This is a genomic window from Caulobacter sp. SRI_008 (assembly GCF_057586355.1).
Genome location: NZ_JBYCZS010000043.1, coordinates 1 through 26,744 on the forward strand (window position 1 = coordinate 1; position 26,744 = coordinate 26,744).

At 69.2% G+C, this 26,744-nt stretch carries 25 protein-coding genes; 13 read left to right on the plus strand and 12 right to left on the minus strand.

Annotated features, from left to right (window positions below):
- Positions 1 to 111: 111 nt before the first annotated feature.
- Complete coding sequence (locus AC2YHT_RS24905; RefSeq protein ID WP_487292499.1) at positions 112 to 726, minus strand: nitroreductase family protein; 615 nt, start codon at positions 724 to 726, stop codon at positions 112 to 114.
- 71 nt (positions 727 to 797) lie between these two features.
- Between AC2YHT_RS24905 and AC2YHT_RS24910 the strand changes: the two genes are divergently transcribed.
- Together AC2YHT_RS24910 and cysE are read left to right on the plus strand one after the other, a co-directional pair.
- Entirely contained in the window at positions 798 to 1,436 is a 639-nt protein-coding gene (locus AC2YHT_RS24910; RefSeq protein WP_487292500.1) for an NUDIX domain-containing protein, read from the plus strand.
- 114 nt (positions 1,437 to 1,550) lie between these two features.
- Positions 1,551 to 2,381, plus strand: coding sequence for a serine O-acetyltransferase (cysE, locus tag AC2YHT_RS24915; RefSeq protein ID WP_110120676.1), 831 nt, complete (start codon positions 1,551 to 1,553; stop codon positions 2,379 to 2,381).
- 130 nt (positions 2,382 to 2,511) lie between these two features.
- On the opposite strand, the gene AC2YHT_RS24920 is transcribed toward cysE, so the two are convergent.
- Positions 2,512 to 2,643: a hypothetical protein gene (locus AC2YHT_RS24920; protein ID WP_487292501.1), complete on the minus strand. Its 132-nt coding sequence runs from the start codon at positions 2,641 to 2,643 to the stop codon at positions 2,512 to 2,514.
- 72 nt (positions 2,644 to 2,715) lie between these two features.
- On the opposite strand from AC2YHT_RS24920, the gene AC2YHT_RS24925 reads away from it, so the two are divergent.
- Positions 2,716 to 3,627: a LysR substrate-binding domain-containing protein gene (locus tag AC2YHT_RS24925; RefSeq protein ID WP_487292502.1), complete on the plus strand. Its 912-nt coding sequence runs from the start codon at positions 2,716 to 2,718 to the stop codon at positions 3,625 to 3,627.
- A gap of 106 nt (positions 3,628 to 3,733) precedes the next feature.
- Positions 3,734 to 3,940, plus strand: a complete 207-nt coding sequence (locus AC2YHT_RS24930) for a DUF3126 family protein (RefSeq protein ID WP_110120674.1) — start codon at positions 3,734 to 3,736, stop codon at positions 3,938 to 3,940.
- 193 nt (positions 3,941 to 4,133) lie between these two features.
- Here AC2YHT_RS24930 and AC2YHT_RS24935 read toward each other — a convergent pair whose 3' ends face one another.
- Positions 4,134 to 5,399, minus strand: a complete 1,266-nt coding sequence (locus tag AC2YHT_RS24935) for an MFS transporter (protein WP_487292503.1) — start codon at positions 5,397 to 5,399, stop codon at positions 4,134 to 4,136.
- A 94-nt stretch (positions 5,400 to 5,493) separates the two neighbouring features.
- Here AC2YHT_RS24935 and AC2YHT_RS24940 point away from each other — a divergent pair, with 94 nt between their 5' ends.
- Positions 5,494 to 6,105 (plus strand): TetR/AcrR family transcriptional regulator, encoded by a 612-nt coding sequence (locus tag AC2YHT_RS24940; RefSeq protein WP_487292504.1) that lies wholly within the window; start codon positions 5,494 to 5,496, stop codon positions 6,103 to 6,105.
- On the opposite strand, the gene AC2YHT_RS24945 is transcribed toward AC2YHT_RS24940, so the two are convergent.
- The gene (locus tag AC2YHT_RS24945) at positions 6,096 to 6,947 is read right to left on the minus strand and encodes a hypothetical protein (RefSeq protein WP_487292505.1); all 852 of its coding nucleotides are present in this window, start codon (positions 6,945 to 6,947) and stop codon (positions 6,096 to 6,098) included. The genes AC2YHT_RS24940 and AC2YHT_RS24945 overlap by 10 nt on opposite strands.
- Positions 6,948 to 7,051: 104 nt before the next feature.
- Here AC2YHT_RS24945 and AC2YHT_RS24950 point away from each other — a divergent pair, with 104 nt between their 5' ends.
- A complete protein-coding gene (locus AC2YHT_RS24950) occupies positions 7,052 to 7,732 on the plus strand; it encodes a GNAT family N-acetyltransferase (protein WP_487292506.1) in 681 nt (226 codons plus the stop codon).
- 232 nt (positions 7,733 to 7,964) lie between these two features.
- On the opposite strand, the gene AC2YHT_RS24955 is transcribed toward AC2YHT_RS24950, so the two are convergent.
- Both AC2YHT_RS24955 and AC2YHT_RS24960 read right to left on the minus strand, forming a co-directional pair.
- A complete protein-coding gene (locus tag AC2YHT_RS24955) occupies positions 7,965 to 9,956 on the minus strand; it encodes an OPT family oligopeptide transporter (protein ID WP_487292507.1) in 1,992 nt (663 codons plus the stop codon).
- 101 nt (positions 9,957 to 10,057) lie between these two features.
- Positions 10,058 to 10,834: a PhoH family protein gene (locus tag AC2YHT_RS24960; RefSeq protein ID WP_487292508.1), complete on the minus strand. Its 777-nt coding sequence runs from the start codon at positions 10,832 to 10,834 to the stop codon at positions 10,058 to 10,060.
- A gap of 311 nt (positions 10,835 to 11,145) precedes the next feature.
- Here AC2YHT_RS24960 and AC2YHT_RS24965 point away from each other — a divergent pair, with 311 nt between their 5' ends.
- The 4 genes from AC2YHT_RS24965 to AC2YHT_RS24980 all read left to right on the plus strand — a co-directional run bounded on the left by AC2YHT_RS24965 (position 11,146) and on the right by AC2YHT_RS24980 (position 15,801).
- A complete protein-coding gene (locus tag AC2YHT_RS24965) occupies positions 11,146 to 11,673 on the plus strand; it encodes a gamma carbonic anhydrase family protein (protein ID WP_487292509.1) in 528 nt (175 codons plus the stop codon).
- A 330-nt stretch (positions 11,674 to 12,003) separates the two neighbouring features.
- Entirely contained in the window at positions 12,004 to 13,668 is a 1,665-nt protein-coding gene (locus tag AC2YHT_RS24970) for a choline dehydrogenase (protein WP_487292510.1), read from the plus strand.
- 249 nt (positions 13,669 to 13,917) lie between these two features.
- A complete protein-coding gene (locus tag AC2YHT_RS24975; RefSeq protein WP_487292511.1) occupies positions 13,918 to 14,862 on the plus strand; it encodes an aldo/keto reductase in 945 nt (314 codons plus the stop codon).
- A gap of 75 nt (positions 14,863 to 14,937) precedes the next feature.
- Positions 14,938 to 15,801, plus strand: coding sequence for a class I SAM-dependent methyltransferase (locus AC2YHT_RS24980; RefSeq protein WP_487292512.1), 864 nt, complete (start codon positions 14,938 to 14,940; stop codon positions 15,799 to 15,801).
- A 133-nt stretch (positions 15,802 to 15,934) separates the two neighbouring features.
- On the opposite strand, the gene AC2YHT_RS24985 is transcribed toward AC2YHT_RS24980, so the two are convergent.
- Positions 15,935 to 16,480 (minus strand): PAS domain-containing protein, encoded by a 546-nt coding sequence (locus AC2YHT_RS24985; protein WP_487292513.1) that lies wholly within the window; start codon positions 16,478 to 16,480, stop codon positions 15,935 to 15,937.
- A 179-nt stretch (positions 16,481 to 16,659) separates the two neighbouring features.
- Between AC2YHT_RS24985 and AC2YHT_RS24990 the strand changes: the two genes are divergently transcribed.
- Positions 16,660 to 17,565, plus strand: a complete 906-nt coding sequence (locus AC2YHT_RS24990; protein ID WP_487292514.1) for a hypothetical protein — start codon at positions 16,660 to 16,662, stop codon at positions 17,563 to 17,565.
- Positions 17,566 to 17,802: 237 nt separating this feature from the next.
- Here the strand turns inward: AC2YHT_RS24990 and AC2YHT_RS24995 are convergent, their stop codons facing one another.
- On the minus strand, positions 17,803 to 20,736 hold the full coding sequence (locus AC2YHT_RS24995) for a M16 family metallopeptidase (RefSeq protein WP_487292515.1): 2,934 nt from the start codon (positions 20,734 to 20,736) through the stop codon (positions 17,803 to 17,805).
- Between the two features lie 216 nt (positions 20,737 to 20,952).
- Here AC2YHT_RS24995 and AC2YHT_RS25000 point away from each other — a divergent pair, with 216 nt between their 5' ends.
- The gene (locus AC2YHT_RS25000; RefSeq protein WP_487292516.1) at positions 20,953 to 22,203 is read left to right on the plus strand and encodes a serine hydrolase domain-containing protein; all 1,251 of its coding nucleotides are present in this window, start codon (positions 20,953 to 20,955) and stop codon (positions 22,201 to 22,203) included.
- A 445-nt stretch (positions 22,204 to 22,648) separates the two neighbouring features.
- On the opposite strand, the gene hfaD is transcribed toward AC2YHT_RS25000, so the two are convergent.
- From hfaD to hfaA, 3 genes are read right to left on the minus strand one after another with little or no spacing between them, the layout of a single operon-like run.
- Positions 22,649 to 23,878: a holdfast anchor protein HfaD gene (gene hfaD / locus AC2YHT_RS25005; RefSeq protein ID WP_487292517.1), complete on the minus strand. Its 1,230-nt coding sequence runs from the start codon at positions 23,876 to 23,878 to the stop codon at positions 22,649 to 22,651.
- Positions 23,805 to 24,809: a holdfast anchoring protein HfaB gene (hfaB, locus tag AC2YHT_RS25010; RefSeq protein WP_110120657.1), complete on the minus strand. Its 1,005-nt coding sequence runs from the start codon at positions 24,807 to 24,809 to the stop codon at positions 23,805 to 23,807. The genes hfaD and hfaB overlap by 74 nt, the downstream gene beginning before the upstream one ends.
- Entirely contained in the window at positions 24,799 to 25,260 is a 462-nt protein-coding gene (hfaA, locus tag AC2YHT_RS25015) for a holdfast anchoring protein HfaA (RefSeq protein WP_487292518.1), read from the minus strand. Before hfaA ends, hfaB begins: the two co-directional genes overlap by 11 nt.
- A gap of 228 nt (positions 25,261 to 25,488) precedes the next feature.
- Between hfaA and AC2YHT_RS25020 the strand changes: the two genes are divergently transcribed.
- Complete coding sequence (locus tag AC2YHT_RS25020; RefSeq protein WP_110120655.1) at positions 25,489 to 25,920, plus strand: CBS domain-containing protein; 432 nt, start codon at positions 25,489 to 25,491, stop codon at positions 25,918 to 25,920.
- A gap of 77 nt (positions 25,921 to 25,997) precedes the next feature.
- Here AC2YHT_RS25020 and AC2YHT_RS25025 read toward each other — a convergent pair whose 3' ends face one another.
- The gene (locus AC2YHT_RS25025) at positions 25,998 to 26,426 is read right to left on the minus strand and encodes an RrF2 family transcriptional regulator (protein WP_110120654.1); all 429 of its coding nucleotides are present in this window, start codon (positions 26,424 to 26,426) and stop codon (positions 25,998 to 26,000) included.
- Positions 26,427 to 26,744: the final 318 nt, after the last annotated feature.

Sequence of the window (26,744 nt, forward strand, 5' to 3'; positions counted from 1 at the left end):
TGTACGAACAGAAACGCCGCGACAGCTGGTCAGCTGTCGCGGCGTTTTGCGTCTGAGAGACCCCTCATCCGTCAGCTTCGCTGACACCTTCTCCCGCAAGGGGAGAAGGAACTACGCGCTCCACTCGCTGGTGATCGCCGCCACGTCCGGGCGCACGCGTTCCTGCGGCTGTTCGGCGCTCGTGCCGATGTAGAGGAAGCCGGCGACCTGCTCGCCGTTAGTCACGCCGAGGATCTTCAGCGCCCGCTCGTCGAAGCTATACCAGTCGGTGATCCAGTTGGCGCCGTAGCCCATGGCCGAGGCGGCCAGCAGCAGCTGGGTGCAGACCGCGCCGGCGCTCATCACCTGCTCCCATTTCGGCACCTCGTCCGACAGCGGGCGGGCGATCACCGCCACGGCCAGCGGCGGAGTGGTCAGCTTGCGCATCGCGGCCGTGGCCTTGACCGGATTGGCCTGGTCGGCGGCCAAGGGCGCGATCTTCTCGGCGAAGGCGGCCTTGGCCTGCCCGCGCAGCAGCACGAACCGCCAGGGCGAAAGCTTGCCGTGGTCGGGCACGCGAACGGCCAGGCGCAGCAGGTCGGACAGTTCGTCCTCGCTGGGGCCGGGGGCGACCAGGGCCATGGCCGAAGCCGAGCGACGCCGGGCCAGGAAGGCCAGCACCTCGGGCGCCGGTTCGATGGCGATCGGTTCGCCGAATTCGGGGGCGGGGGGAACGGAACCGGCCAAGACGATCTCCTGAAAGCGCGCTAAGGCAGGTCACCTATGGCCGGCGCGCGGCCCGCACAAGTCGAGAGACCATGTCCGACGATCCAATCTGGCTGAAGCCGCATGGAAAACCCTGGGGCGTGACCAGCGCCAAGGTCGTCTACGACAACCCGTGGATCCAGGTGACCGAGTATCAGGCGGTCGCCCCGACTGGGCGGCCGGCGCTCTATGGCAAGGTCGCCTTCAAGAACCGGGCGATCGGCGTCGTGCCGCTCCACGCCGACGGTACTGTGACCCTGGTGGGCCAGAACCGCTTCGCCCACGGCAACTACAGCTGGGAGCTGCCGGAGGGGGGCGCGCCCATGGGCGAGGATCCGCTCGACTGCGCCAGGCGTGAACTCGCCGAGGAGGCCGGGCTGGTCGCCGGCGACTGGAGACCGATCCTGACCATGGAGCTCTCCAACTCGATCACCGACGAGTTCGCCCACGGCTTCCTGGCCATGGACCTGTCGCCGACCAAGACCGCGCCCGACGACACCGAGGACCTGGCCGTGGCCCGCGTACCGTTCCAGGAAGCGCTGAACGCGGCGGTCACTGGGCGGATGCCGGACTCGTTGACGGTGGCGTTACTGCTCCGGGTGCACCATATGGCGTCCGTGGGCGAGCTGCCGGCCGAGTTGGCGGCGCTCATCCTCCAGCCCCTTCCGAAGGAAAGGGCTGGCAATCTTTGAAGTTTGGAGCATTTCCCTCGGAAATGCTCCTGGCGCGCTAGTCAGTGCGCCGATCGTTCGGCTAGGGCGTTTTGAATAAATATGCTCTAGTCTCCGCTGGGAAGGGAGAGCCCCGTGGCCAAGCATCTTGAAGTCGTGACCGAGCGCGCCGCGCCGCCCGTGTGGGCCGCCCTGCGCAACCAGGCCGAACACGCCGCCAAGGCCGAGCCGGCCCTGGCCTCGCTGCTCAACGCCGTGATCCTCAGCCATGACAACCTGGCCGACGCCCTGACCTTCCAGCTGGCCCGCAAGCTCGGCGACCAGGAAATGCGGGCCATGACCGCCCGCGAATTCGCCGCCGAGGCCTTCGAGAGCGATCCGGCCCTCGTCGCCGCCGCCGAGGCCGACCTGCGCGCCGTGTTCGAGCGCGATCCGGCCACCAAGGGCTACGTCCAGCCCTTCCTGTTCTTCAAGGGGTTCCTGGCCCTGCAGACCCACCGCGTGTCGCACTGGCTGTGGGAAAATAATCGCGAGACCCTGGCCTTCTACCTGCAGAGCCGCGCCAGCGAGGTCTTCCAGGTCGACATCCACCCGGCCTCGCGCGTCGGGGCGGGCGTGTTCATCGACCACGGCACCGGCATCGTCATCGGCGAGACGGCGGTGGTCGGCGACGACGTCTCGATGCTGCACGGCGTGACCCTGGGCGGCACCGGCGCCGAGCGCGGCGACCGCCACCCCAAGATCGGCAAGGGCGTGCTGCTGGGCGCGGGCGCCAAGGTGCTGGGCAACATCACCGTCGGCGAATACGCCAAGGTCGCTTCCGGCTCGGTGGTGCTCAAGCCCATCCCCCCGCACTGCACCGCCGCCGGCGTGCCGGCCCGCCTGGTCAACTGCCCCACCTGCGAAGAGCCGGCCCGGACCATGGACCACACCCTGGCCGACGTTGTGTACGACTACGTGATCTGAGGGGTTTCCCTCTCCCGTAAAATCCCCGCGAAAGCGGGGACCCAGGCGTTTTATCGTCGAGCGCCTGGGATTTCAGAAAAAGCCTGGGCCCCCGCTTTCGCGGGGGTTTTGCGGTTTGGGGAGCGGGCGCCTAGCGGCAGGCCACCAACCGCGCTGTCTCCAGCTTCGGCGCCGGCTTGGCCGTCATGCCGTAGATCGCCAGCGCCCACAGCGCTGCGACCGCCGCCCATTGCGCCGATGTGATTTTCCGCCGCGTGTCCATGCCTGCGCTTATCCGGCGGTTGCGGCCGCGCGGCTAACGACTTATCGGTCAAGGTCTGTGAGGTTTCGTCACATGGCTCGACGTCCGCTGCCGCCGCTGAACGCCCTGCGCGCCTTCGAGGCCTTCGGCCGCCGCGGCCGCATGACCCTGGCCGCCGACGAGCTGTGCGTCACCCACGGGGCCGTCAGCCGCCAGATCCGCCAGCTCGAGGACCATCTGGGCGTCGCCCTGACCGAGGGGCCGCGCAACCGGCTGGTCATGACCGAGGCCGGGCTGAAGCTGGCCGAGGGCCTGACCCGGGCCTTCGACATCCTCGACGAGGCCGTGCCGCGCCCGCCCGAGAACGAGCCCCGGCCCACCGTGGTCTCCTGCCTGCCGACCTTCGCCATGAAGTGGCTGATCCCGCGCCTGCCGGACTTTCTTGAGCGGTTTCCAGACACGCCGGTGCGGGTGGCCGAGTCCAACGGGCCGTTCGATTTCCGCGCCGACGGCGTGGACCTGGCGATCCGCATGCGCGAGCCCGACGCGCCGCCGTCGGCCGACGCCGAGGCGACGCCGTTCCTGGAGACCTTCGTCGGGCCTGTCGTCGCCCCCGAGCTGGCCGTGCGCGTCCGGACGGCGGCGGATCTTGCGGCCCTGCCGCGTCTGCACACCCGCACCTACCTGCACAGCTGGGACCAGTGGGCGAAGGCCGCGGGTCTCGACCTGCCGGCGCCGGGCCTGGTGCGGGAGTTCGACCATTACTTCTACATGATCGAGGCCGCCGCCGCCGGCCTGGGCGCAGCGGTCGTGCCCTATGCCTTCGCCGAGCGGGACCTGGCGGCGGGACGTCTGGTGGCGCCGCTGGGCATGGCGGCCGAACCGACGCTGCTGTGCGCCCTGACGCCCAGGACTGGCGCCTCGCGCGGGGCCCGGCGCTTTCGCGACTGGCTCGTGGAGCAGGGGCGGGCGACCTCGCCGCCGCCGTTTTCTCAACAGGCCTGAGCCGGTTCGCGCGCAAAAGGCCTTACACTTTGCGCCCGGGACCTCTAGTTTCCCGCCATTCCGCCCCACGGGGGCGAAAGCCCAATAACAAGATCAGGAGCCCCCCGTGGACGCCGCCGCCATCGCCAAGCTCGAAGCCCACCTGAAGCGCACCTTCGGCAACCCGCACATCGCCGTGAAGGCCCGTCCGAAGCAGAAGGACTCCGCCGAGGTCGAAGTGAAGGGCGAATTCATCGGCGTTCTCTTCCAGGACGAAGACGAGGACGGCTCCTACATGTTCGAGATGGCCATCCTGGCCGAAGACCTCGAATAGGCCTTTCGCCCGTCCGGGCATGCAAAGCGGCCGCTCCGGTTCTCCGGGGCGGCCGTTTTCTTTTGGGCTTATCTTCACCCCGTAAAATCCCCGCGAAAGCGGGGACCCAGGCTTTTTCTGAAACCCGTGGCGCTCGACGATAAAACACCTGGGTCCCCGCTTTCGCGGGGATTTTACGGTGGAGGAGGCTGGCTCAGGCGGCCATCGCCTTCACCTCGCGTCGGATCAGCAGCGAGGCGCCGGCCGCGATCAGGCCGGCGACGCCGGCGATGACGAAGGCCTGGACGTACTGGCCCTGGGCCGCGCGGATCAGGCCCGCGCCGACGGCCGCCGTCGCCGCGCCCAGCTGGTGGCCGGCGGCGATCCAGCCGAACACGATCGGACCGTCGCGGTCCCCGAAGGCCTGGGTGGCCAGGCGGGCGGTCGGCGGCACCGTGGCGATCCAGTCCAGGCCGTAGAACACCGCGAACACCGACAGGCTGACGATCGAGAAGTCCGAATAGGGCAGGTAGATCAGCGAAAGGCCGCGCAGGGCGTAGTAGACGAACAATAGCTTGCGCGGGTCGTAGCGGTCGGTCAGCCAGCCCGACGCCGTCGTGCCGAAGAGGTCGAACAGGCCCATCAGCGCCAGCAGGCCGGCGGCGCGGACCTCGGGCATGCCCCGGTCGCCGCAGAAGGCGATCATGTGCACGCCGATCAGGCCGTTGGTGGTCAGGCCGCAGATGAAGAAGCCCAGGAACAGGAGCCAGAAGGTGCGGGTCTTGCTGGCGCGGGCCAGGGCTCCGAAGGCGCCGGCCAGGGCGCCCGTGGCCGAGCCGCGCGGCGGCTCAACCCAGTCCTCGCCCGCGCCGAACGGCTTGTGGCCGATGTCGGCCGGGCGTTCGGGGATCAGTAGCCAGGCGATCGGGGCCATGATCGCGGCGACGGCGGCCACGGTCAGCACCACGGGCCGCCAGCCGCCATGCTCGGCGATGAAGGCCATGGCCGGCAGGAAGATCAGCGAGCCGGTGGCCGTGGCGGCGGTCAGCAGGCCCAGCATCAGGCCGCGCCGCTCGACGAACCAGCGATTGACGATGGTCGCGCCCAGCACCATGGCCACCGCGCCGCTGCCGAAGCCCGCCAGCACGCCCCAGGTGGCGACGTAGTGCCAGCTCTGGGTCATGAAGGCCGAAAGCCCGGTAGAGACGGCCATCAGCACGAGGGCCAGGCTCACGGTCTTGCGCACGCCGAACGACTGCATGAGGGCGGCGGCGAACGGACCCGTGAGGCCGTAGAGGAAGATACCGATGGCGGCGGCGAGCGAGATCGAGCCGCGATCCCAGCCGAAGCTCTTTTCCAGCGGCAGGATCAGCACGCCCGGCGCGGCGCGCAGGCCGGCCGCGGCCAGCAGGGCCAGGAAGGTCACGCCGGCCACCACGAAGGCGTAGTTGCGGCCGAAGGGGCGGCGGATCGCGGCCATGTCAGGCTCCAAGCGGAAAATGTAACCGATCGGTACGGGTCTTGATGGCGTTGTACGTACCGGTTAGTAACATCGTCAAGAGGTCTTGTTCCCGATGACGAAAACCGACGCCGACCAGCCCCTCCACCTCCAGCCATATGCGCCCGGTGCGCGGGCCGCCGAGAAGATCTTCGAGACGGCCCGCGACCTGTTCTACCGCGAGGGCATCCGCGCCGTGGGCGTGGACGAGATCGTCAGCAAGGCGGGCGTGACCAAGCCCAGCCTCTATCGCAGCTTCAAGTCCAAGGACGACCTGGTCGCCGCCGTGCTGCGCGAGGTGGAGGAAGGCTTCTGGGACCGGTTCAAGTCGGCCGAGGATGCGTTCCCCGGCGACCCCAAGGCCCAGATGGTCGCCTATTTCGAGGGGCTGGCGGCGCGGTCGGTCGGCGACGACTATCGCGGCTGCGCGCTCAGCAACGCGGCGGTGGAATATCCCGATCGCCAGCACGCCGGACGCATGGTCTCGCAGACCCACAAGGAAGACCTGCGCCGACGCCTTCGGGCCAAGGCCGAGGAGATGGGCGCGCGCGATCCCGACGCCCTGGGCGACGCCTTCCTGCTGCTGATCGAGGGCGTCTTCACCTCCAGCCAGATGTTCGACGGCGACGACAAGCCGGCCATGGCCAGCGTCGGCGCCGTGAAGGCCCTGATCGCCGCCTACTGCTGAGGTGGGGCGGCCTTGGCGCAGGCCTCGGCGGCCTTGAGGATCGGGAAGACCAGATCGCCGACCTGCCGGCTGCTGGTCTCGAGTTTGGCCAGGCCGTCTTCGCGCATCAGCTCCAGGGTGAAGGTCCAGGAGTTGGAGTGCGGCAGCGGCGGCTTGACGGTCGTATCGGCGTCGACGCCGAAGAGGTCGAGCCGCAGGTCCAGCCGGGCGGCGTCCAGCGCGGCGAAGGCCTGGGCCATGGCCGGGCAGTCGCGGGAATCGACCTGTTCGATGCGGGCCTGGCTCTTCAGCACGGCGTCGGGCGAGGCCGAGGCGGCGAACAATCGTGTGCGGTCGGCGCGCCACCAGTCGGTTTCGGGCGAAAGCCCCTCGGCCTTGAAATGGCGCACCAGGCCTTGGGCGTCGAAGTTTTCGCGCATCCAGAGCGACAGCGGATTGGCTCCGCCTAGACCGCCCACGTCGGCCGGGATCCGGACCTGGCGCAGCACGATGTGGCAGCTGTCGCGGTCGACGCCGTAGGGCGGTTGCGGCCTGCAATAGACCTGGGCGTCGCCGCCGGCGAACTGGCCCATCTCCCATCCGCCCTTGAACCGCAGCTGCCGCGGGCCGAAGGCCCTTTCGCCGGGCGGCGGCGGGGGCGTATCGAGCAGGCCTTCGATGACCGCCCCCTTGCGGTTCTCGATCCAGTATCGCCACAGCTGGTAGGGGATTTGCAGGTCGTAGCCGTCGATCGGCTGTCGCAGTTCGGGCGGGATCGGAACCGGCGGCGGCGGGGCGGCCCGGGCCGGAACGGCGGCCAGGACGGCCAGGGCGAGGCTTGCGAACGCGACTACGGACTTCATCGACGCCTTTCGGGATGGCGGAGCGGGTCGTGCAATCCTAGATCGCTGTCGGCGCGACTGTAACCTCCGCCAAGCTGAAGTCCGTGTTTTCCCCCGGAGCCGCCATGAGCCATCCCCTCGACCGCCCCGTCTGGTCCAGCCTGACCGGCCGGCAGGCGCACCTGGCGATCGCCAAGGAGGGCGCGCTGCGGATGGATCCGCGCTTTGGCCTGTTCGCCGCCGTGGCCGAGGAGACGCCGGAAAGCCTAGCGGCCCTGGGCGAACTCATCGGCGAGCATGGAAACAGCGGCCTGGTCGAGCTTTCCCCACCGCCGCCGATCCCTGGGACGGCGGTGGTTTCCAGCGCCCTCTGCTGGCAGATGGCGGCGAAGGCGATCACCCCGCTCAAGCCTGTCGACTTCGAGATCGTCGCCCTGACCGACGCCGACGCGGCGCAGATGCTGGCTCTCGCGACCCTGACCAAGCCCGGGCCGTTCTTCTCGCGCACCCACGAACTGGGCGAATTCGTCGGGGTGAAGGTCGGCGGCGAGCTGGCGGCGATGGCCGGCGAACGGATGCGGCCCGACGGCTTCACCGAGGTCAGCGGCGTTTGCACGCGGCCCGACTTCCGGGGCCAGGGCTACGCCGCCGGGCTGATGGCGCACGTGGCCGGCAAGATCCTGGCGCGGGGCGAGACGCCGTTCCTGCACAGCTACGCCGACAACGCCGGGGCCAATGCGCTCTACCGGGCCTTGGGCTTCGAGCGGCGGGCGGACGTCTGGTTCACCGTGCTGGCGGCGGTTTAGAGCTCATCGACTTGCCTTCCCCAAATCCGCCTGTCCCCGCGAAGGCGGGGATCCAAGCCGAGCCAACGGATGATCCGCGGCCGCGCCATACCCTGAGAACCAGCTTGGATCCCCGCCTTCGCGGGGAGGCTCGGTGAAAATGAGCGGGTTCATGGAGTTTGATCCCGCCTGAAACGAAAAAGGCCCGGAAGCTTGCGCCTCCGGGCCTTTCCGTATCGGGAGAACCGGCTGATCAGGCCTGTTCGGTCTTCCGGGCCTGGATGCGGCACCAGGCGTAGAGGCCCGCCACCAGGATCGCCGCGACGACCAGGGCGATGATCATGCCCAGATGCTCGGGCGGCGGCGAGGCGATGGCCAGGGGCGCGCCCTTGTTGCTGGCGACGATCAGCAGGGCCAAGGCCACGTTGAACAGGCTCTCGCCGACGATGAAGCCCGAGGCGATCAGCACGCCCAGGCGCTTGGCGACCTCGGCCTTGCGGTCTTTGGAGACCACGCGCTCGAAGATCCAGCCGGCGACGGCGCCGACCACCACGGGGGCGGTCACGGCGCTGGGCAGGTAGATGGCCAGGCCCACGCCCAGCGGCGGCAGGCTGAAGCGATCCTTGCTGGCGCGGCGCAGGACGATGTCGACGAGCACCAGGGCAAGGCCGATCAGGGCGCCGACGCCCAGCAGGTCCCACTGCAGGTTATGGCCGATGACGCCCTTGGCCAGGGTCGAGATCAGCGTCGCCTGCGGCGCTGCCAGGGGCTCGGCGCCGGGCACGACGTTGAGGTTCGGCGCGCCGACGAAGCCGTTGGACTTGGCCAGCAGGTCCAGCACGAACGGGATCACCACGGCGCCCGACAGCACGCCGATCACCAGGGCCGTCTGCTGCTTCCACGGGGTGGCGTCGACCAGCTGGCCGGTCTTCAGGTCCTGCAGGTTGTCGTTGGCCACGACGGCCACGGCCAGGACGGTGGCGGTGACATAGAGGGCGAAGGCGACCAGGGCCTTGGCGGCGTCGGGGCCGATCAGGCCGCGGCCGATGGCGCCGACCAGCAGCGAGGCGCCCAGCACGGTCAGGATGGCGATGCCCGAGACCGGGCTGTTGGACGAGCCGATCAGGCCGGCCATGTAGCCGCAGACGGCGGCGGCCAGCAGGCCGGCGAACACCAGATAGGCGACGCCGACGATGGTCAGCGGCAGGGCCAGGGCGCCGGCGGGACCGCCGAGCGCGAAGGCGGCCAGCAACCAGCCGGCCGGGGCCAGCAGGGCGACCGAAACCAGGCCGACGACGAAGAGCGGGATGTCCTGCTCGACGCGGGGAATGTCGCCGGAGCCCGCGCGGCGGGCCTTGCCGGCCTCGAAGGCCGAGACCAGGCCGCGCCAGATCGGCACCACCAGCTTGCCCAGGGTCCAGATGGCGGCCGCGCCGATGACGCCGGCGCCCAGGAAGCGGACCTTGGTGGACCAGACCTTCAGGGCGTGGTCGGCGACGCTCATGCCGGCTTCGGCCGGGAACACGCCGGTCAGGATCGGCACCAGCACGGCCCAGGCGATGAACAGGCCGGTGAACATGGCGATGCCGACGGTGATGCCCATCAGGTGGCCCGCGCCCATCAGCGCCAGCGAGCTGGAAGCGCCGATGCCGGTCGCGCCCTTGCCGACCTTGAAATAGGTGGCGACCTCGGCGGCGAAGATCTTGGCCGCGCCCAGGGCCGCGAAGGCCGCCGACGCCAGGGTGCCAGCGATCACCGCCCAGAGGCCCGCCTTGCCCTCGGCCGCGCCTTCGCGCGAACCGGCGCCGACCTTCAGCACCTCGGCCGCGGCGACGCCTTCCGGATAGGGCAGGGGCGAGTTGGTCACGAGCGCCCGGCGTAGCGGGATCGTGTACATCACGCCCAGAATGCCGCCGACGGCGCAGATGCCGAAGGTGGCCAGGAACGGGATGTTCGACCACCAGCCGATCATCAGCAGGCCCGGCAGCACGAAGATCACCGACGACAGCGTGCCGGCCGCCGAGGCGATCGTCTGGACGATGTTGTTTTCCTGGATGGTCGAGGTCTTGAAGAACCGCAGCAGGGCCATCGAGATCACCGCGGCGGGGATCGAGGTGGCGAAGGTCAGGCCGACCTTCAGGCCGAGATAGACCTGGGCGGCCGTGAAGACGACGGTGATCAGGATCCCCAGAAGCACGCCGCGGAGCGTGAACTCCGAGCGTGGGGCGGCGGCGGCATCGGACATATGGGGTCCCAAAACAGTTAAGGCGGCCGGACCTTGCAGTCCGACCGCCCCATACTCAAGCCCCGAGGGGCAAGAACTGTTATGAAATTACAGAATTAGGGTCACAGAACGCCGAGCATCTCGGCCACCAGGGGATGACGGACGATGTCCTTGTCGGCCAGGCGGACGACGGCGATGTTGGACAGCTCCTCGAACTTGGCGGCCACGTCGGCGAGGCCCGAGATGCCCGGCAGCAGGTCGGACTGGTTCGGGTCGCCGGTGACCACCATGGTCGAGTGCCAGCCCAGGCGCGTCAGCAGCATCTTCAGCTGCATGTAGGTGCAGTTCTGGGCCTCGTCGATGACCACGAAGGCGTTGTTGAGGGTGCGGCCGCGCATGAAGCCGACCGGGGCGATCTCGATCGCGCCCTCGGCCATCAGGGCCCGCATGCGCTTGACCGAAAGGCGATCGGTCAGGGCGTCGTAGAGCGGGCGCAGATAGGGAGCCAGCTTGTCTTCCATGTCGCCCGGCAGGTAGCCGATCGACTCCCCGGCCTCGACGGCGGGGCGCGACAGGACGATGCGGTTGACCCGGCCGGCCTCCAGGGCCTCCACGGCCTTGGCGATGGCCAGATAGGTCTTGCCGGTGCCGGCCGGACCCAGAGCCATGACCAGGTTCTTGGAGTCCATGGCCTCCATCAGCTGGGCCTGGCCCGGTGATTTTGGTTTTATCGTCTTGATGTAGCTCTGATCCCGGGGCGCGTTGTCCGTCTCGCCCAGCGGCGACCAGCCGCCGCGATGCTCCACCGGCAGGCGACGCACCTTGGCGTCGTCATAGCGGTCGTCCGCGCCCTCGCGCACCATCCGCTTCAGGGCTCGCTTGGTCATCAAAGCCTCCATTCAGGCATGAAAAAAGGACGAGGCCGTGAGGCGTCGTCCTTGGGTCGATGAGAGGAGCAGAAGACGGAGCCGCAGGCGCGGCCAGGCGGCTCGGTGGAGCCCCAGGAAGGCGGTGCTGTACGCCGGAACGCCGAACGCAAGACCCTGTTCTCCGTCGTCAGGAGGCCGCGGTCGGTATGGTCCGCGGCGGATACGGAAGGAAGTCTCCCGATGAAGGGATGTTCCATGCCGAATCACCGGATTTACAATGGGGTGATTATGGTTTCTGAGCGATTAAGATTCTGCGTGCCAAAAGAACACGGGGTGTACGGATGACTGTCTATTCGTTGGGCGATGTGGCGCCGTGGCTTCCCCCGGAAGGCGAATACTGGATCGCTCCCAGCGCCAGCGTGATGGGCAACGTCGTCCTAAAGCAGAACGCCAGCGTCTGGTGGGGCGCGGTGCTGCGTGGCGACAACGACCCGATCACGATCGGCGAGAACAGCAACATCCAGGACGGCTCGGTGCTGCACACCGACGCCGGGATCCCGCTCACCATCGGCGCCAACGTCACCGTCGGCCACATGGTGATGCTGCACGGCTGCACGATCGGCGACGGTTCGCTGATCGGCATCGGCTCGATCATCCTCAACGGCGCCAGGATCGGGAAGAACTGCCTGATCGGCGCGGGCGCCCTGATCACCGAGGGCAAGGAGATCCCCGACAACTCGATGGTGGTCGGCGCGCCGGGCAAGATCATCCGCGAGGTCAGCGAGCACCAGGCGATGATCCTGCAAGCCTCGGCCCTGCACTATGTCGAGAACTGGAAGCGCTATCGCGCCGGCCTCGCGGCCATCTGAGCCAGAAAAATGCAGGAGCGCCGCCCTCTGGGGGGAAGACGGCGGCGCTCCTGACGGACCCGCGCGGGGGGCTCGGTGCGCGGGGCTTCTCACGGCGGCAGCGGGATCGAAGCCGCCGTTGGAAGTTCGGATGACCGGAAGGCGCTCTCCACGAAGCCGCCGATCGATCTGATGCCGTCATGATGGCGGGCAGGTTTGCAGATCGGATTAAGGTTGAGTTTTCGCAAAATCCGTAACGACGTTATGGCGGCGTTTACGCGCCCTCTTGCCGCCGTCGCCAGGCCGGGTCACTCTCTGTCTTAACAACGATAACATTGTGGGAGGGACGCCATGTCGGGCACGCGCTACGACTACGTCATCATCGGCGCCGGTTCGGCGGGCTGCGTGCTGGCCGCGCGGCTGAGCGAGGATCCGGCGGTGAAGGTTCTGCTGCTGGAAGCCGGCGGCAAGAACGGCTCGGTGCTGGTGCGCATGCCCGCGGGCGTGGGCGAACTGATCAAGGCCAAGGGCGAGAGCAACTGGGGCTTCTGGACCGATCCGGAGCCGAACCTGGGCGGCCGCCGCCTGTGGTGGCCGCGCGGCCGGGGCCTGGGGGGATCCTCGGCGATCAACGGCATGATCTATATCCGCGGCCATGCGCGCGACTATGACCAGTGGCGGCAGATGGGCCTGTCGGGCTGGTCCTATGCCGAGGTGCTGCCCTACTTCAAACGTTCGGAGACCTTCCACGGCGGGGGCTGCGACTATCATGGCGGCGACGGGCCGCTGCACGTCTCGGCCGGGGAGTCCGACAGCCCGTTCTACAAGGCGGTGATCGAGGCCGGCCGTCAGGCGGGCCATCCGGTGACCAAGGATTTCAACGGTTTCCAGCAGGAGGGCTTCGGCCCCTACGACCTGACCATCCGCGACGGCAAGCGCTGGAGCGCGGCAGCCGCCTATCTGGCCGGGGCCCTGGCGCGGCCGAACCTGACCTGCATCACCGAGGCCCGCACGACGCGGATCCTGGTCGAGAAAGGCCGGGCGATCGGTGTCGAATATGTCGCAGGCAAGGGCGGCCAGACGGCGGTCGCGCACGCTGACGCCGAGGTGCTGCTGAGCGCCGGCGCGGTGCAGTCTCCGCAAATTCTGCAATTGTCGGGGATCGGCGACCCGGATGCGCTGAAGATGCACGGCATCTCGACCATCCACGAGTCGCGCGGCGTCGGTCAGAACCTGCAGGATCACCTGGACGTCTGCCTGTCGTGGACGACCAAGGGGCTGAAGACCGCCTATTCGGCCAACAAGGGACTGAACAAGCTGGGCGTCGGCCTTTCCTACCTGCTGATGGGCAAGGGCATCGGGCGGCAGAACTTCCTGGAGTCGGGCGCCTTCCTGCGCTCGCGGCCCGATCTCGACCGGCCCGACCTGCAGATCCACGCGGTGCTGGCGATCATGCAGGACCACGGCAAGGTGGTGGTCGAGAAGGACGGCTTCACCCTGCACATCTGTCAATTGCGTCCGGAGAGCAGGGGTTCTGTGGGGCTGCGGTCGGCCGACCCGTTCGCCGATCCGACGATCCTGGCCAACTACCTGGCCGCCGACGAGGACCGCCGGGCCATGCGCGAAGGCGTACGGATCGGCCGCGACGTCGCCGCCCAGGCCGCGCTCGATCCCTATCGCGACAGCGAGTACGCGCCGGGGGCGGCCGTGAAGAGCGACGCCGAGATCGACGCCTGGATCCGGGCCAAGGCCGAGACGATCTATCACCCGGTCGGCACCTGCCGGATGGGCGCGGCCGGCGATCCGCTGGCGGTGGTCGACGACCAGCTGCGGGTGCAGGGCCTTGCGGGCCTGCGGGTGATCGACGCCTCGGTGATGCCGACCCTGATCGGCGGCAACACCAATGCGCCCACGATCATGATCGCCGAGCGGGCCGCCGACCTGCTGCGGGGCAAGGCGACCCTGGCGCCGCAGGACGCGCCGGTGTTCGACGGGGCCGCCGCGGCGGCTGCGTGAGTTCGCTCTTCCTCCGTAAAATCCCCGCGAAAGCGGGGACCCAGGTGTTTTATCGTCGAGTAACGCGCGTTGCAGAAAAAGCCTGGGCCCCCGCTTTCGCGGGGGTTTTACGGTTGGGGGCGAGAGGCGCTGGCGCCGTTTCGGATAGATCCGCTACCCGCGCCCAATAGGCCTTATTTCAAAGTTTGATTGGGCGGGGGCGGGTGAAGCCGCCCACAGTCACGGCCGTCTTCCAATAGGACCTTCTTCATGAGCCAACGCCCCCTCGGCCGCTCCGGCCTCTCGATCGCCCCGCTGGTGTTCGGCGGCAACGTCTTCGGCTGGACGGCCGACGAGACGACCTCGCACCGGCTGCTCGACGCCTTCGTCGACGGCGGCTTCGACGCGGTCGATACGGCCGACGTCTATTCGGCCTGGGTCCCGGGACACGAGGGCGGCGAGTCCGAGGCGACGATCGGCCGCTGGCTGGCGGCCGGCGGCAAGCGCGACAGCATCAAGATCCTGACCAAGGTGGCCAAGTGGCCCAAGCGCCCGGGCCTTTCGGCCGCCAACATCGTCGCGGCGCTGGAGGATTCGCTTCGCCGGCTGCAAACGGATTATGTCGACCTCTACCAGTCGCACGAGGACGATGCGGCCACACCGATCGACGAGACGCTGGAGGCCTTCGACCGGCTGGTGAAGGCCGGCAAGGTGCGGGCCATCGGGGCCTCGAACTTCACGCCCGAGCGCCTGGAGGCTTCGCTGAAGACCTCGGCCGACAAGGGTCTGGTCCGCTACGAGTCGATCCAGCCGAAGTTCAATCTCTATGACCGCGACGAGGTCGAGGGCGCGCTGGCCGAGCTGACGACGCGGGAAGGCGTCGGGATCATCCCGTTCTACGGCCTGGCCGCCGGCTTCCTGACCGGCAAGTACCGCAGCGAGGCCGATCTCGAGGGGCGGGCGCGGGGCCGGACCATCGCGCGCGACTATCTGAACGAAAAGGGCCTGCGGGTGCTGGCCGCCCTCGACGCCGCGGCCGAGGCGACCGGCGCGAGCCCGGCCCAGATCGCCCTGGCCTGGATCGTCGCCCATCCGGCCATCACCGCCCCGATCGCCAGCGCCACCAGCGTCGAACAGCTCGACGAACTGCTGGCCGGCGCCCGCCTGACCCTGCCGCCCGAGGTGATCGCGGCGCTGGACGCGGCGGGGCGGTAGTCGACAGGGACAGTCGACAGGACCGGACGGCGGGGCTACAGCTTGTTGAGATCAATTCTCAACTGAGGCCCCGCCATGACCGAGCGCAATGTCCACCAGATCGCCGACTGGAACGGACGCACCGGCGAGCGCTGGGTGGCCAACCAGGCCCGGCTCGACCGCATGCTCGACGCCTATGGCCGGGCGGCGGTTGCCGCCGCCGCGCCGGCGCCGGGCGAGCAGGTGCTGGACATCGGCTGCGGCGCGGGGGCGGGCAGCCTGGCGCTGGCGGCCCTGGTCGGGGCCAAGGGCGGCGTGCTGGGCGTCGATGTTTCCGAACCGCTGGTGGCGCGAGCCCGCGAGCTGGGCGAGGACCGACCGAACGCCCGCTTCCAGGTGGCCGACGCCAGCCGGGCTTTGCTGCCGGTGGCGCAGTTCGACCTGCTGTTCTCGCGGTTCGGGGTGATGTTCTTCGACGACCCGGCGGGGGCCTTCACCCACATGCGCCGGGCGCTGAAGCCGAAAGGTCGCCTCGCCTTCGTCTGCTGGCGCGGGGCGGGCGAGAACGACTGGGTGCGGCTGCCGCTGCAGGCCATCGCCCCGATCGTCGGCCCGCCCGCCGCGCCGCCGCCCGAGGCTCCTGGGCCGTTCTCGTTCGGCGACCGGGCGCGGGTGGAGCGGATCCTGGACGAAGCCGGCTTTGTGGATGTGGTGCTGACGCCGATCGACCATCGGATCGTCTTCGGCGAGGGCGAGACGCGCGAGGCGGCGATCGCCGACGCCGTGGACCTGGCCTTCCAGGTCGGCCCGCTGACCCGCGCCCTGGCCGACCAGGCCAAGGCGGTGGTGGAAGAAGCCAGGATCGCGGTGCGCGAAGCCTTCGCGGCCAAGGCGCAGGACCGGTCGGTGGTGATCGATGGCGCCGGCTGGATCGTCGCCGCCCGCAACGGCGACGCCTAGTAAATCCGGGAGGAGGGGGCGCTCCCGCCGCGAGGCGCTCTCCCGAGCGTCCCCCTCCATCCCTTCGGCGTCGCACCCGGCAGTGCGACGCAAGCCTCCCGCTCCAGAGTCCGGGAGGAAACCTTGTCCGCCGTCAGGCGATCAGCCGGCCGTCCAGGCTGGCCAGCCGCAGGCGCGGGGCCTCGGCGTTGTTGGGGCCGAGCGCCTGGATCCGGCGGACGCCCAGTTCATAGGCCGGGCGGCCCATCAGGCGCTGCATCATGGCGATCGGCTGGTAGAGGCCCAGGAACCGGTCGACCTCGCCGCTGGCGCCGGTCATCGGGGCAAGCAGCACCTCCATGCCAACCGAGGCGACGCCGTGGGCGCGGATGTCGGCGGTGACGACGACGGGCTCGGCCCGGCGGCGGGCGACCTCCAGGGCCGACTTCACCTCCAGCCGGTGCGACAGCGCCCACAGCGACAGCGAGTCCTCCCCGCGCAGGTCGCGGGCGTGCAGATCGGCCACGAAGCCGCCGGTCAGGCGGAACGGATAGCGGCCGGCCGAGCGTCCCAGGATGAAGACCTGGGCCAGAATATCGAGGAAATCGCCAGGATCGACATCGGCGCGGGACGGCATGCGCGCGGCGCCGGCCTGGGTTCGCCAATAGTCTATCAACCGTTCCGTGCTTGGATGGAACATCGTCGTCCCCTGGCGGGTCCACTTCGCGGTCCAGATCGACCGCATGGGGCTTGCTAGGAGAACCGGGCCAGGGGCCCCGTCGTATCGTCTTGGCACAGAGTCGAGGCGCGGCGGGTCCATGGCGCGCTTCTTGCTGGTGAACCGGCTGGAAGACGCACGCTGTGTGAAGGGGAGACGCCATGACGGCGCCGAAACTGACCGTGTCCAAGCTGTGGATCGCCATCGGGGCGGCCCTGGCCGGACTCTTCGTGGGCGGTGTCGCCTACGCCCAGTGCAACAGCGGCTGCACGACCACGCCTCCGAGCTGCTGCACCCCACCGCCGGCGCCCCCGCGCCCGCCCAAGCCGCCGAGCGGCTGCACCAGCGGCTGCAACGGCGGTGGCGGCGGCAAGACCTCCGTCAACGTGAACGTCAACGTCAATGCGAGCGCCTCGGCCAACGCCTCGGCCGGCAGCAGCGCCGGGGCCGGCGCGGGCGCCAGCTCGACCGTCTATTACGGCGGCGGCGCGCACGGCGGCTACTATTCGGGCCCGCAGGCCACCGGTTACATCGACGGCCTCAACGTGATCGGCGGCGAGACCGCCCGCCGCACGGCCTATGAAGCAACCCGCACCAAGTTCAAGCGCGTCGTCGTCCGCGCCGTCTGCCTGGACGACAAGGACATCCCGCACCCGGCCTCGCAGGTCACGCCCGACCGCGACATCGACGACCTCTATGACGGCGAGCTCTATCGCTGCATCGCCGGCAGCCGCATGCAGTACGTAATCGGCGAATACGACAGCACGATCGACGTCAGCACCGGCGGCCGCGGCGCCCAGACCTATATCTGCCAGAAGAACGAGGCGCTCTATCACACGCCGGGTATTCGCGGCGGCGAAGGCGGGACCCTGGTCTGCCGTTCGCAGCGCCCGGCCCGCGACTGCAACGAGCGCTCGCTGCTGCGCCGCTACGGCGCCGGCGTGAAGATCCTGAGCATCCTGACCACCGAGACCTACACCGCCTATCGCGAGGAGACGGTGCGGGAGACGCGGTCGTCGGGCATGAGCCTCAGCCTCGACGGCGGCGTCGGCGGGGTGGTCTACTGATTGCCTAAGCCGGTTCGAAACGACAAAGGCCTCCGTTCGAAAGAGCGGAGGCCTTTTTCTTTTGTCCTTCTCCCCTTGCGGGAGAAGGTGTCGGCGAAGCCGACGGATGAGGGGTCTCTCAGATGTTGGACGCTCCGCTCGGCCTGACCGCCGCTCGCGGTGTTGAGATCTGAGAGACCCCTCACCCGACCCCACTTCGTGGGGCCACCCTCTCCCGCAAGGGGAGAGGGATCAGGATCACTTCTCCGGCTTGACCTCGAAGGTCCAGCTCTTGTCGTCGGACAGGAAGGCGCGGGCGGCTTTTTGGACGTCGGCGGCGGAGACGCGTTGCAGGCCGGCAATCACCGAGCGGGTGGCGTCGAGCAGGCGCGGGTCGGTCTGGGCGCCCGAGAGCGCGCCCAGCCAGTACTCGTTAGTCTCGCGCGCCTTTTCCAGCTGGTCGATGCGCGGCAGCTTGGCGCGCTCCAGCTCGTCGGCGGTGACCGGCTTGTCGCGCAGGTCGGCGGCGATCTTGCGGACGCTGGCCACCACCTGGTCGAGCTTTTCCGGCGGCACCTCGACCGACAGGCCCAGATACCCCCAGCCGGGGAAGGTGGCGTTGGCCGTGGCCGAGACCGAGGGCGAATAGGTCGCGCCCTGCTTCTCGCGCAGTTCGTCGATCAGCCGCAGCTGCATCACCGAGGCCAGGAGCTGGATGTTGCGCGAACGCTGCAGGTCGCTGAACAGGTCGTCGGTCTTCCAGGCCATGAACAGCAGGCCCTGGTCGGCGCGGCCCTTGTGGGTGCGGATCACCGGGATCCTGGACGGGGCGGGGAAGCCGATCTGCTTGGCTTCGGCGGGCGCGGCCGCGCCGGTGCGGACGGGCAGGGCGCCGAAGGTCTCGGCCACGGCCGCGACCGCCTTGTCGACCGTGGTGTCGCCCACGACGACGACCTCGATCTGGCCGGTCGACAGGGGCTGGCCGACGGCGGCCTTCAGCTGGTCGATCGAGCCGGCGGCGATGTCCTGGCGGCTGGGGAAGGTCCAGCGGCCGTCGTTCGGGTGCATCAGCCCGGCCAGATCACGGCCGACCACGCCGCTGTTGGTGCGCTCCAGCTGGTCGTGGATCGTGCCGTAATAGGTCTTGATGCGGTTGAAGGCCTCGGACCGCCAGCCGGCGTCGGAGGCGTAGGCCGCCAGCACCTGCAGCTCGGTCGAGAGATCTTCGGGACGGGTGCGGCCGCTGAGCACGAAGGCGTCGTCCTCGACGCCGAGGCCGGCGTTCCAGACCTTGCCGGTCAGCACCTGCTCCATGTCCTGGGCGGTGATCTGCTTGAGGCCGCCCTCGATCATCGACGAGGCCGACCACAGAGGGCTCTGGCCGGCCTTCGACAGGTCGAGCAGGCCGTTGCCGATGCGGGCCTTCACCAGGATCTGGTCGTCGCGGAACTTGGTCGGTTTGACCGTCAGGCGCACGCCGTTCTCGAAGCGGACGAAGACGGTGTCGAGGTCGGCGACGTCCTTCTGCTCCACCGGCTTGCCGGTCGGGCCGAACACCGCATAGGGCCAGGCTGTGGCCACGGGGGCGGCCGGCGGCGTCACGGGCGTCTTGGTCGAGTCCGTATAGGCGCCGGTGACCGTGGCCTCGCCGCCCTCGATGGCGGTCGGGGTCGGCAGCACGATCAGCGGACCCTGGCCGGCGAACAGCGAACGCACGGCGGCCGAGACGGCGTCGGCCTTGAGGTCCTTGGTGATGGCGTCGAAGCCGGCGAGGTTCTGCGAGGGGCTGGTCACCACCTCGCGGTCGCCCAGGCTGCCGACGATGGCGCCGGCCAGGGCCGGGGTGCGCTGGGTGGCCTCGCCGGCGGCGGCGGCCTGGTAGCCGGCGCGCATGGCGGTGATCTCGCGGTCGAGCTCGTCCTGGCGCACGCCGAACTGCACGAGGCGGCGCTGTTCCTGGTCGAGCACCTGCAGGGCGGTCTTCCAGTCGCCCGGCTTCACCTGGGCGAACAGGCCGTTGATCTGGACGGCGTGGTACTGGTCGTTGCGCAGGGCGCCGGCCGAGATGAAGGGCGGGGTCTCGCCGCGGGCCAGGGCGCGCAGGCGGCGGTTCAGCACCGCCATGCCCAGCGATTCCAGCATGTATTCGCGGTCGGTGGCCTTGGTCTCGATCCGCTGATCAGCCGGCTGGGCCCAGCCGATCTGCACCGACTCGCCCGAGCCCGGCTCGACGATGACCTTGGCGGTCAGGCCGCGCTGGGCCACGGCGCCCAGGTCGGGACGCGCGCCCGGCTCGCCGACGGCCTTCCAGTCGCCGAAGCGGGCCTTGATCTTGGCCTCCATGGCGTCGAGGTCGAAGTCGCCGACGGCCACGAACACCGCGTTCTCGGGGCGGTACCAGGCCTGGTAGAAGTCGCGGATGCGCTGGGCCGGGGCGGTGGAGATGACGTCGGTCGTGCCGATCGGCAGGCGCTCGGGCGGGCGCTGGCCTTGCAGGTTGAAGGCGAAGCCCTGCTTGAAGACGCGGTAGCCGGGGGTGTCGCGGGTGCGCTCCTCCGACAGCACCACGCCGCGCTCGCGGTCCACGGCGGCGGGGTCGATGGTCAGCTCGCCGGCCGCCTCGCGCAGCAGCATCATGGCGTCGTCGACCGTGCCGTCGTCGGTCTTGGGCAGGTCGAGGGTGTAGGTCGTTTCGTCGAAGCTGGTCGAGGCGTTGGTGTCGGCCCCGAAGGCCAGGCCGCGGCGCTCGAGGATCTTGACCATCTCGCCTTCGGGCACGTTCTTGGAGCCGTTGAAGGCCATGTGCTCGAGGAAGTGGGCCAGGCCCTGCTGGTCGTCGGCCTCCATCAGCGAGCCGGCGTCGAACCACAGTCGAAGCGCGGCCTGGCCGGGCGGTGTGGCGTTCTTGCGCAGGGCGTAACGCATGCCGTTGGGCAGCACGCCGAAGCGGATGGCCGGATCGACGGCGACGTCGGAAATCTCGTGCGGCCACTGGCCGGGCTTGAGGTCGGAGAACTGCGGGCCCGAGGTCTTGACCGGGGCGACCGGCGCCGCGGGCGCGGCCGGAGCGGCGGCGCTGGTCGGGGCGTCGGCCTTCTTGCTCGAACCGGGCAGGACGGAAGGCAGGGTGGAGCAGGCGGTGAGCGCCAGGCCGGCGGAGACGACGAGCGCCAGGCGCGAGACGGATATCATGGCTACCGATCGATTGCGGAAGATGTCGAAGCTCAACTTGGGCGGCGCGCGTGGCGCAAGCAAGGCCATGCGGCGGCGGATTCGGCCGGGGCGACTTCCGGTTTGCAACATCGGGCCGCAAGCCTGTGGGAAACTCGCGGCTCCGGTCTTGCGCAAGGCGCGGCCGCATCCCACTCCGTAGGAAGGCTGGGCGTCCGGCGGCGAGGGAGCAGCGAAATGCGTCTATGGCTTGCGGGCGTTGCGGCCCCCCTGGCGATTTGGGCGGTGCTGGCGGGCGCGCCGGCGATGGTTCAGGCCCAGGCCGTGGGCAAGCCGGCGGTGGTCGCGCAGACCCAGGACGCTGCTTTGGCCGCCCGCATCGACACGGTGCTCGACCGCGCCGTGGCCGACCAGCGGCTGGTGGGCGCGGTGGCCCTGGTCGCCCGCGACGGCAAGCTCGTCTACCACCGGGCCGTGGGCCTGGCCGACCGCGAGGCCGCCGCCCCGATGCGCGAGGACGCGGTGTTCCGCCTGGCCTCGGTCAGCAAGCCGTTCGTCAGCGTGGCGATCATGCGGCTGGTCGAGGAGGGCAAGCTGTCGCTGGCCGATCCGGTGACCAAGTGGCTGCCCGACTTCAAGCCGGCCCTGGCTGACGGGCGGGTCCCGACCATCACCATCGGCCAGTTGCTCGACCATACGGCGGGCCTGACCTACGGCCTGTCGGAGACGGCCGAGCACCCGTATCACAAGCTGGGCGTCTCGGACGGGCTCGACATCTCGGGACTTAGCCTGGACGAGAACATCGCCCGGATCGGCAAGGGGCCGCTGGCCTTCGCGCCGGGGACCGCCTGGCGCTATTCGCTGGCCATCGACGTGCTGGGCCTGGTCGCCGAAAAGGCCGACGGCCATCCGCTGCCGCAGGTGGTCGAGCGCACCGTCACTGGGCCGCTGGGGCTGAAGGACGCCGGCTTCCAGGCTAAGGACCCGGCCCGCCTGGCCACGCCCTACGCCAACGCCAGCCCGGCCCCCACCCGGATGACCGACAACCAGGACGTCTCGCTGGGCGCCACCGCCGTGCGCATGGCCCCCAGCCGCGCGACCGATCCGGCCGCCTTCCCCTCGGGCGGAGCGGGCATGGTCGGCACGGCCGGCGACGTGCTGGCCCTGCTCGAGGCCGTGCGCACCGGCGGTGGACCGGTGCTTTCGCCCGCTAGCGTCAAACTGATGACCACCGACCAGGCCGGGATCAAGGCCGCCACCCAGGGCCCCGGCTGGGGCTTCGGCTACGGCTGGGCCGTGCTCGACGATCCGGAGGTGGCCAAGACCCCGCAAGGGCAGGGCACGTTGGCCTGGGGCGGGGTCTATGGGCACAACTGGTTCGTGGACCCCAAGGCTGGGCTGACCGTGGTGCTGCTGACCAACACGGCGTTCGAAGGCATGAACGGCCAGGTGACGCGCGAACTGCGCGACGCGGTGTACGGGCAATAAGGTCCTTCTCCCCTTGCGGGAGAAGGTGGCGGCCGAAGGCCGTCGGATAAGGGGTCTCTCAGACTTGAGACGCCTCACCCAGCCTGACCGCCGCAAGCGGTGTTGAGTTCTGAGAGACCCCTCACCCGACCTGCTTCGCAGGCCACCCTCTCCCGCAAGGGGAGAGGGAACGGGTTGGCGATCTCACGCGCGATTGCGCTGAGCTGGTGAAGGAGAGCGCCCGGGCGGCGCTCTATCCCCCTCAGCCCAACCCTCATCCGTAAAATCCCCGCGAAAGCGGGGACCCAGGCTTTTTCTGAAACGCGTGGCGCTCGACGATAAAACACCTGGGTCCCCGCTTTCGCGGGGATTTTACGGGGGAAGGGGCCGAGCCCAGTCTCGCCCCCTCCGTCACGCTGCGTATCGCAGCGCGCCACCTCCCCCGTTTCACGGGGGAGGAGCAAAGTCAGTTCCGGATGTAGAACGCCGCGTTGTTGCCCGTGGCGCTGGCCGTGCCCGTCACCGAGCGGGCCGAGCCCGTGACCGTGGTGGTCGAGCGGGCCGAGACGTCGGCGCTGTTGGACTGGTCGTTGGAGACGCTCATCGAGCCGCCGCACTGGCTGCAGACATAGCCAGTGACCGAGTTGCCGGCCGCCGTGGCGCTGGCGCCGATGTCGTAGCCGGTGTCGCCCGTGGCGCTGGCGATCACCTCGACGCCGCCGCCGTCGTTGGTCTGGACGTTGTCGAGCACCAGGGCCGCGCCGGTGTTGCCGACGATGGCGTTGTTGCCCACGCCGTTGGCGCTGGCCTGGGCCGCGCCGTAGAGATACGAGCTGGTCTCGGCCTGCGAGCGCACATAGGCGGTGTTGTACTGGTGGTTGGCCACGTCGAGCAGCGGCCCGGTGTTGCTGGCCGACAGGTCGTTGGCGACGGCGGTGGTCGCCGTGCTGGTCAGGTAGCTGTTGCCGTAGGCGGTGAACTTGCTGGCCTGGACGAGGTCGGAGGTGTTGCCCTGGTCGGCGATCACCCGGGCGGCCGACTGGTTGTAGCCGCCGATCGCGATGCTGTTGCCCGCCGCCGCGCCGGCCACGGTCGACGTGCCGCTGACGTACTGCACGATCGCCCCGCCGTCGGCCAGGACGTCGCCGGAATTGGCCTGGCTGATGCGGGCCCCGGCCGAGCCGTTGTCGAGATAGAGGCCTTGGGCGTTGCCCATCGCCTGGGTGGCCATGGTCAGGTCGCCGGCCTGGGCGGTCTCGCCCTCGACCTGGCCGCGGGCGGTGACCGCGCCGCTGTTGGTCTGGACCGTGAAGCCGGAATAGGTGGCCTCGGTCATGTCGACCGAGCCGTTGTTGCCGGTCGCCACGGTGGTGACGTCGCTGGACGCGCCCATCGAACCGGAGGCGTTGACCACGCCGTGGCCGTAGACCGAGCCGGAGTTCACCTGGTTGGAGGTCGCGCTGACGTCGGCGCGCTCGCCGCCGATGCCGACGGCGTTGCCGGTGGCGGTCGTGGTGGCGCTGACGCCCTCCTCGACGGTGACGACGTTGAGGGTCTGTTCGGTGAAGACCTCGCCCAGATTGACCTGGTTGTTGAGAACCTGGCCCTGGGCGAAGGCGACGCTAGTAGCGACCGCGACGCACAGAGGGATCGCTGCGATCGTTCCAGCGAGACGGATCTTCGCGGGTCTGCGCATTGTTGGTTCCCAGGTTGTTGTAGGCGGGCGTGTAGGCGCCCGTGACGCCGACGGTGTCGGCGCCGAACGGATCCGACTGCAGGCAGCTCTGGGGACCCGGCATGCCGTAGAGGTTGGCGCTCATCTCGACGACCGAGCGCTCGATCAGCGAGCGCACGGCCAGCTGCACCGGCTCCAGCGCGCCCTTGCCGCCCGACAGGTCGAAGACGTTGTTGTTGGCGAAGGCGAAGATGCCGGCGCTGACTTCGCGGCCGATCACCTGCTTCTGGTAGGAGATGACATCTTCCACCACCAGGGTGCGGCTGTTGATCAGGCGCAGGTCCATGGCGATGTTCATCACGAACAGGCGGCGCTTGAAGTTGGCCTTCAGGCCGTCGCTGTCGAGGTCGCCGCCGTAGAGGTCCGCGCCCGCCGAGTGGATGTTGTAGTTCAGCTCGGTGACGCCGCCGACGAGATAGAAGTCCGAGCCCGCGACCTGGCCGGCGACGATCTTGCGATAGTCGGCCGGGGCGTCCGGCGTCGGGGCCGGGCGGTCGGAGATCAGCTTGTTGTTGGCGTACTTCAGTTCGAGCTCGGAGACCGAGGTGTCGAAGCGCTCGACCATCGGCATGCCGGCCTTGGCGAAGGCGGTCATGGCCATCAGCGAGGCGCCTTGGGTGACCTTGCGGCCCGAACCGTCGGACTCTTCCTTGCCGGTGTAGTCGGCGATGCGGCCCACGGCGATGCGCGGGGCGGCGACGCGGTTCTGCCGGGCGTAGCTGGCCAGGCAGTTCAGCGCCGTCGAATAGGGGGTCGGGTTGGCCGTGACTGGCGCCGTGCCGATCGGCCGGGCGTAGTTGCCCGCGTCCAGACGCTTGGGCACGCCGCCGCCACAGGCGCTGAGCGCCGAGCAGGCCGCGGCCACCAGCAGGAGGATCCGCTTAGTTGCCATTGGAGACACCGCCGTTGGTCGACGAACCGGCGGTGACATTGCCGTTGTTGACCTGCTTGGAGTTGACGATGACCACGTTGTTGCTGCCCTGGGTGATGACCGTCAGGTTGTTGCCGATCGCGGTCGAGCTGGAATAGCCGCCCAGGCTGCCGACGCCCGAATAGCTGTCGAGCGAGCCCGACGAGCTGCGGCTGGAATAGACGCTCTGGTCGCTGCCGGTCAGCATGACGCCGTCGACGATGACGCGGTTGCCGTTGGCGTCGCGGGTCGAATAGTCGACGATCTGGTTTTCCTGCCCCGCCGTGCGGCCATAGCCGGCGTTGTACGAGGCCGAATTGGTGCTGACGCTCTGGGCGAAGGCCGGAACGCTGGCCCCGATCAGGACACCGGCCGCGACGAAAGCCGCGCCGTAGGCCCGGACGAGGGGCTTGTTGTTCTTATTTGAGGCCATGACGGGCTCCGCGACTGTCTGCCAGGGGATTGCAAGCAACCCCCGTGCCAAAACCGGACACGCCAATCCTAGGCGCCAAGGTATCCAGAATTGGTTAAACGCGCGCCGCGCGGCGGTTGGGGCGGTCGATCGGAAGGCCGCGCATCCTTTGACGTCTCTTACGCCATTGATCCCGGAGCGGGATTGCGAGACCCTCGTTCTCCAAGAACCATAAGGGAGGATTGAGCTTTGCTGGTGTCTCAGATCCTGAAGGACAAGGGCGACCTGGTGTTCACCGCCTCGCCCCAGGAAACCGTCGGCGCGGCGGCCGCCCTGCTGCACGCCCGCAAGGTCGGGGCGATGGTGGTGCTGGAGGCCGACGAAAGCATCGCCGGCATACTGTCGGAGCGCGATATCGTGCGGCAGATCGCCAAGGAGGGGGCCGGCGCCCTCACCAAGCCGATCTCGGCCTGCATGACCCGCGACGTGATCTTCGCCCAGCCGGACGAGACCATCGAGGCCCTGCTGGCCAAGATGACCGACCGGCGCATCCGCCACCTGCCGGTGGCCAAGGGCGGTCGGCTGGTCGGGATCATCTCGATCGGCGACCTGGTGAAGTATAAGATCCAGGAGACCCAGGCCGAGGCCGACGGTCTGAAGGCCTATATCGCCGCCGGCTGAGGCCGGGGCAGGCGAGGGGCGCTCTCTCTTATAGGGAGCGCCTCATATGAGAGCGCCCCTACATATAGAGAGGGGCGTCAGCCGATCAGCTCGGCGCCCGTGCCGGTGACTGCGTCGGCCAGGGTGTAGCCCTCGAGCACGGCGGCGGTGGCGTCGCGGGCCCGCAGCAGGGCCTCGCGCAGGGCGCATGTCACCAGGTCGCTGCAGTCCTCGCAACGGCGGAAGGCGGTGCGGCTGACGCAGGGGGCCAGGGCCAGCGGTCCGTCGACCAGGCGGATGATCTCGGCGAAATTGATCTCGGCGGCGGGGCGGGCCAGCAGGTAGCCGCCGAACTTGCCGCGGCGGCTGGTCACCAGCTTGTGGCGGGCCAGGCCCAGCAGGATGGCTTCCAGGAACTTGCGGGGCGCGTCGGCGCGCAGGGCCAGTTCGCCGGCCGTGACCTGCTCCTCGGCGCGCGCCAGTTCGATCATCGCGCGCAGGGCGTAGCGCGCCTTCTGGGACAACATAGACGACCCCTCTTCTATAGAGCGCTCTATGAAGCCAGCGCGGGGCGGGGCGCAAGCGCTTCTGTTCCGGACTCCATGCACAGATCCGCCCACAGCTAAGGGCGCGGGGCGGGCGGAATCGGCTTGCGGCCGGCGGAGGCCCCACGTAGAAGCCGCACCTCGCCGCGGGGGACGCCTTCGCAGCTTCGGAAATGAAGGTTTCGACTTGCATTTTCGGCGCTGGATCGCTAAGTTCCGCGGCCTCAATCGACTCGGGCAGCTGGATTGCCGACGACCTTTTGGTCTTCGGGAGGGAGCGCTTTTGTTGCTTTTCGGGGA

Bases quoted from the DNA above. Each gene is read 5' to 3' on its own strand.
- AC2YHT_RS24980 (WP_487292512.1), top strand. From the start codon at position 14,938: ATGACCGAGCGCAATGTCCACCAGATCGCCGACTGGAACGGACGCACC.
- AC2YHT_RS24970 (WP_487292510.1), top strand. From the start codon at position 12,004: ATGTCGGGCACGCGCTACGACTACGTCATCATCGGCGCCGGTTCGGCG.
- hfaA (WP_487292518.1), bottom strand. From the start codon at position 25,260: ATGGCCTCAAATAAGAACAACAAGCCCCTCGTCCGGGCCTACGGCGCG.
- AC2YHT_RS24990 (WP_487292514.1), top strand. From the start codon at position 16,660: ATGACGGCGCCGAAACTGACCGTGTCCAAGCTGTGGATCGCCATCGGG.
- AC2YHT_RS24985 (WP_487292513.1), bottom strand. From the start codon at position 16,480: ATGTTCCATCCAAGCACGGAACGGTTGATAGACTATTGGCGAACCCAG.
- AC2YHT_RS24975 (WP_487292511.1), top strand. From the start codon at position 13,918: ATGAGCCAACGCCCCCTCGGCCGCTCCGGCCTCTCGATCGCCCCGCTG.
- AC2YHT_RS24995 (WP_487292515.1), bottom strand. From the start codon at position 20,736: ATGATATCCGTCTCGCGCCTGGCGCTCGTCGTCTCCGCCGGCCTGGCG.
- AC2YHT_RS24925 (WP_487292502.1), top strand. From the start codon at position 2,716: ATGGCTCGACGTCCGCTGCCGCCGCTGAACGCCCTGCGCGCCTTCGAG.
- AC2YHT_RS24955 (WP_487292507.1), bottom strand. From the start codon at position 9,956: ATGTCCGATGCCGCCGCCGCCCCACGCTCGGAGTTCACGCTCCGCGGC.
- hfaB (WP_110120657.1), bottom strand. From the start codon at position 24,809: ATGGCAACTAAGCGGATCCTCCTGCTGGTGGCCGCGGCCTGCTCGGCG.
- AC2YHT_RS24940 (WP_487292504.1), top strand. From the start codon at position 5,494: ATGACGAAAACCGACGCCGACCAGCCCCTCCACCTCCAGCCATATGCG.
- AC2YHT_RS24945 (WP_487292505.1), bottom strand. From the start codon at position 6,947: ATGAAGTCCGTAGTCGCGTTCGCAAGCCTCGCCCTGGCCGTCCTGGCC.
- AC2YHT_RS24950 (WP_487292506.1), top strand. From the start codon at position 7,052: ATGAGCCATCCCCTCGACCGCCCCGTCTGGTCCAGCCTGACCGGCCGG.
- hfaD (WP_487292517.1), bottom strand. From the start codon at position 23,878: ATGCGCAGACCCGCGAAGATCCGTCTCGCTGGAACGATCGCAGCGATC.
- AC2YHT_RS24920 (WP_487292501.1), bottom strand. From the start codon at position 2,643: ATGGACACGCGGCGGAAAATCACATCGGCGCAATGGGCGGCGGTCGCA.
- AC2YHT_RS24910 (WP_487292500.1), top strand. From the start codon at position 798: ATGTCCGACGATCCAATCTGGCTGAAGCCGCATGGAAAACCCTGGGGC.
- AC2YHT_RS25025 (WP_110120654.1), bottom strand. From the start codon at position 26,426: ATGTTGTCCCAGAAGGCGCGCTACGCCCTGCGCGCGATGATCGAACTG.
- AC2YHT_RS25000 (WP_487292516.1), top strand. From the start codon at position 20,953: ATGCGTCTATGGCTTGCGGGCGTTGCGGCCCCCCTGGCGATTTGGGCG.
- AC2YHT_RS24965 (WP_487292509.1), top strand. From the start codon at position 11,146: ATGACTGTCTATTCGTTGGGCGATGTGGCGCCGTGGCTTCCCCCGGAA.
- AC2YHT_RS24960 (WP_487292508.1), bottom strand. From the start codon at position 10,834: ATGGAGGCTTTGATGACCAAGCGAGCCCTGAAGCGGATGGTGCGCGAG.
- AC2YHT_RS24935 (WP_487292503.1), bottom strand. From the start codon at position 5,399: ATGGCCGCGATCCGCCGCCCCTTCGGCCGCAACTACGCCTTCGTGGTG.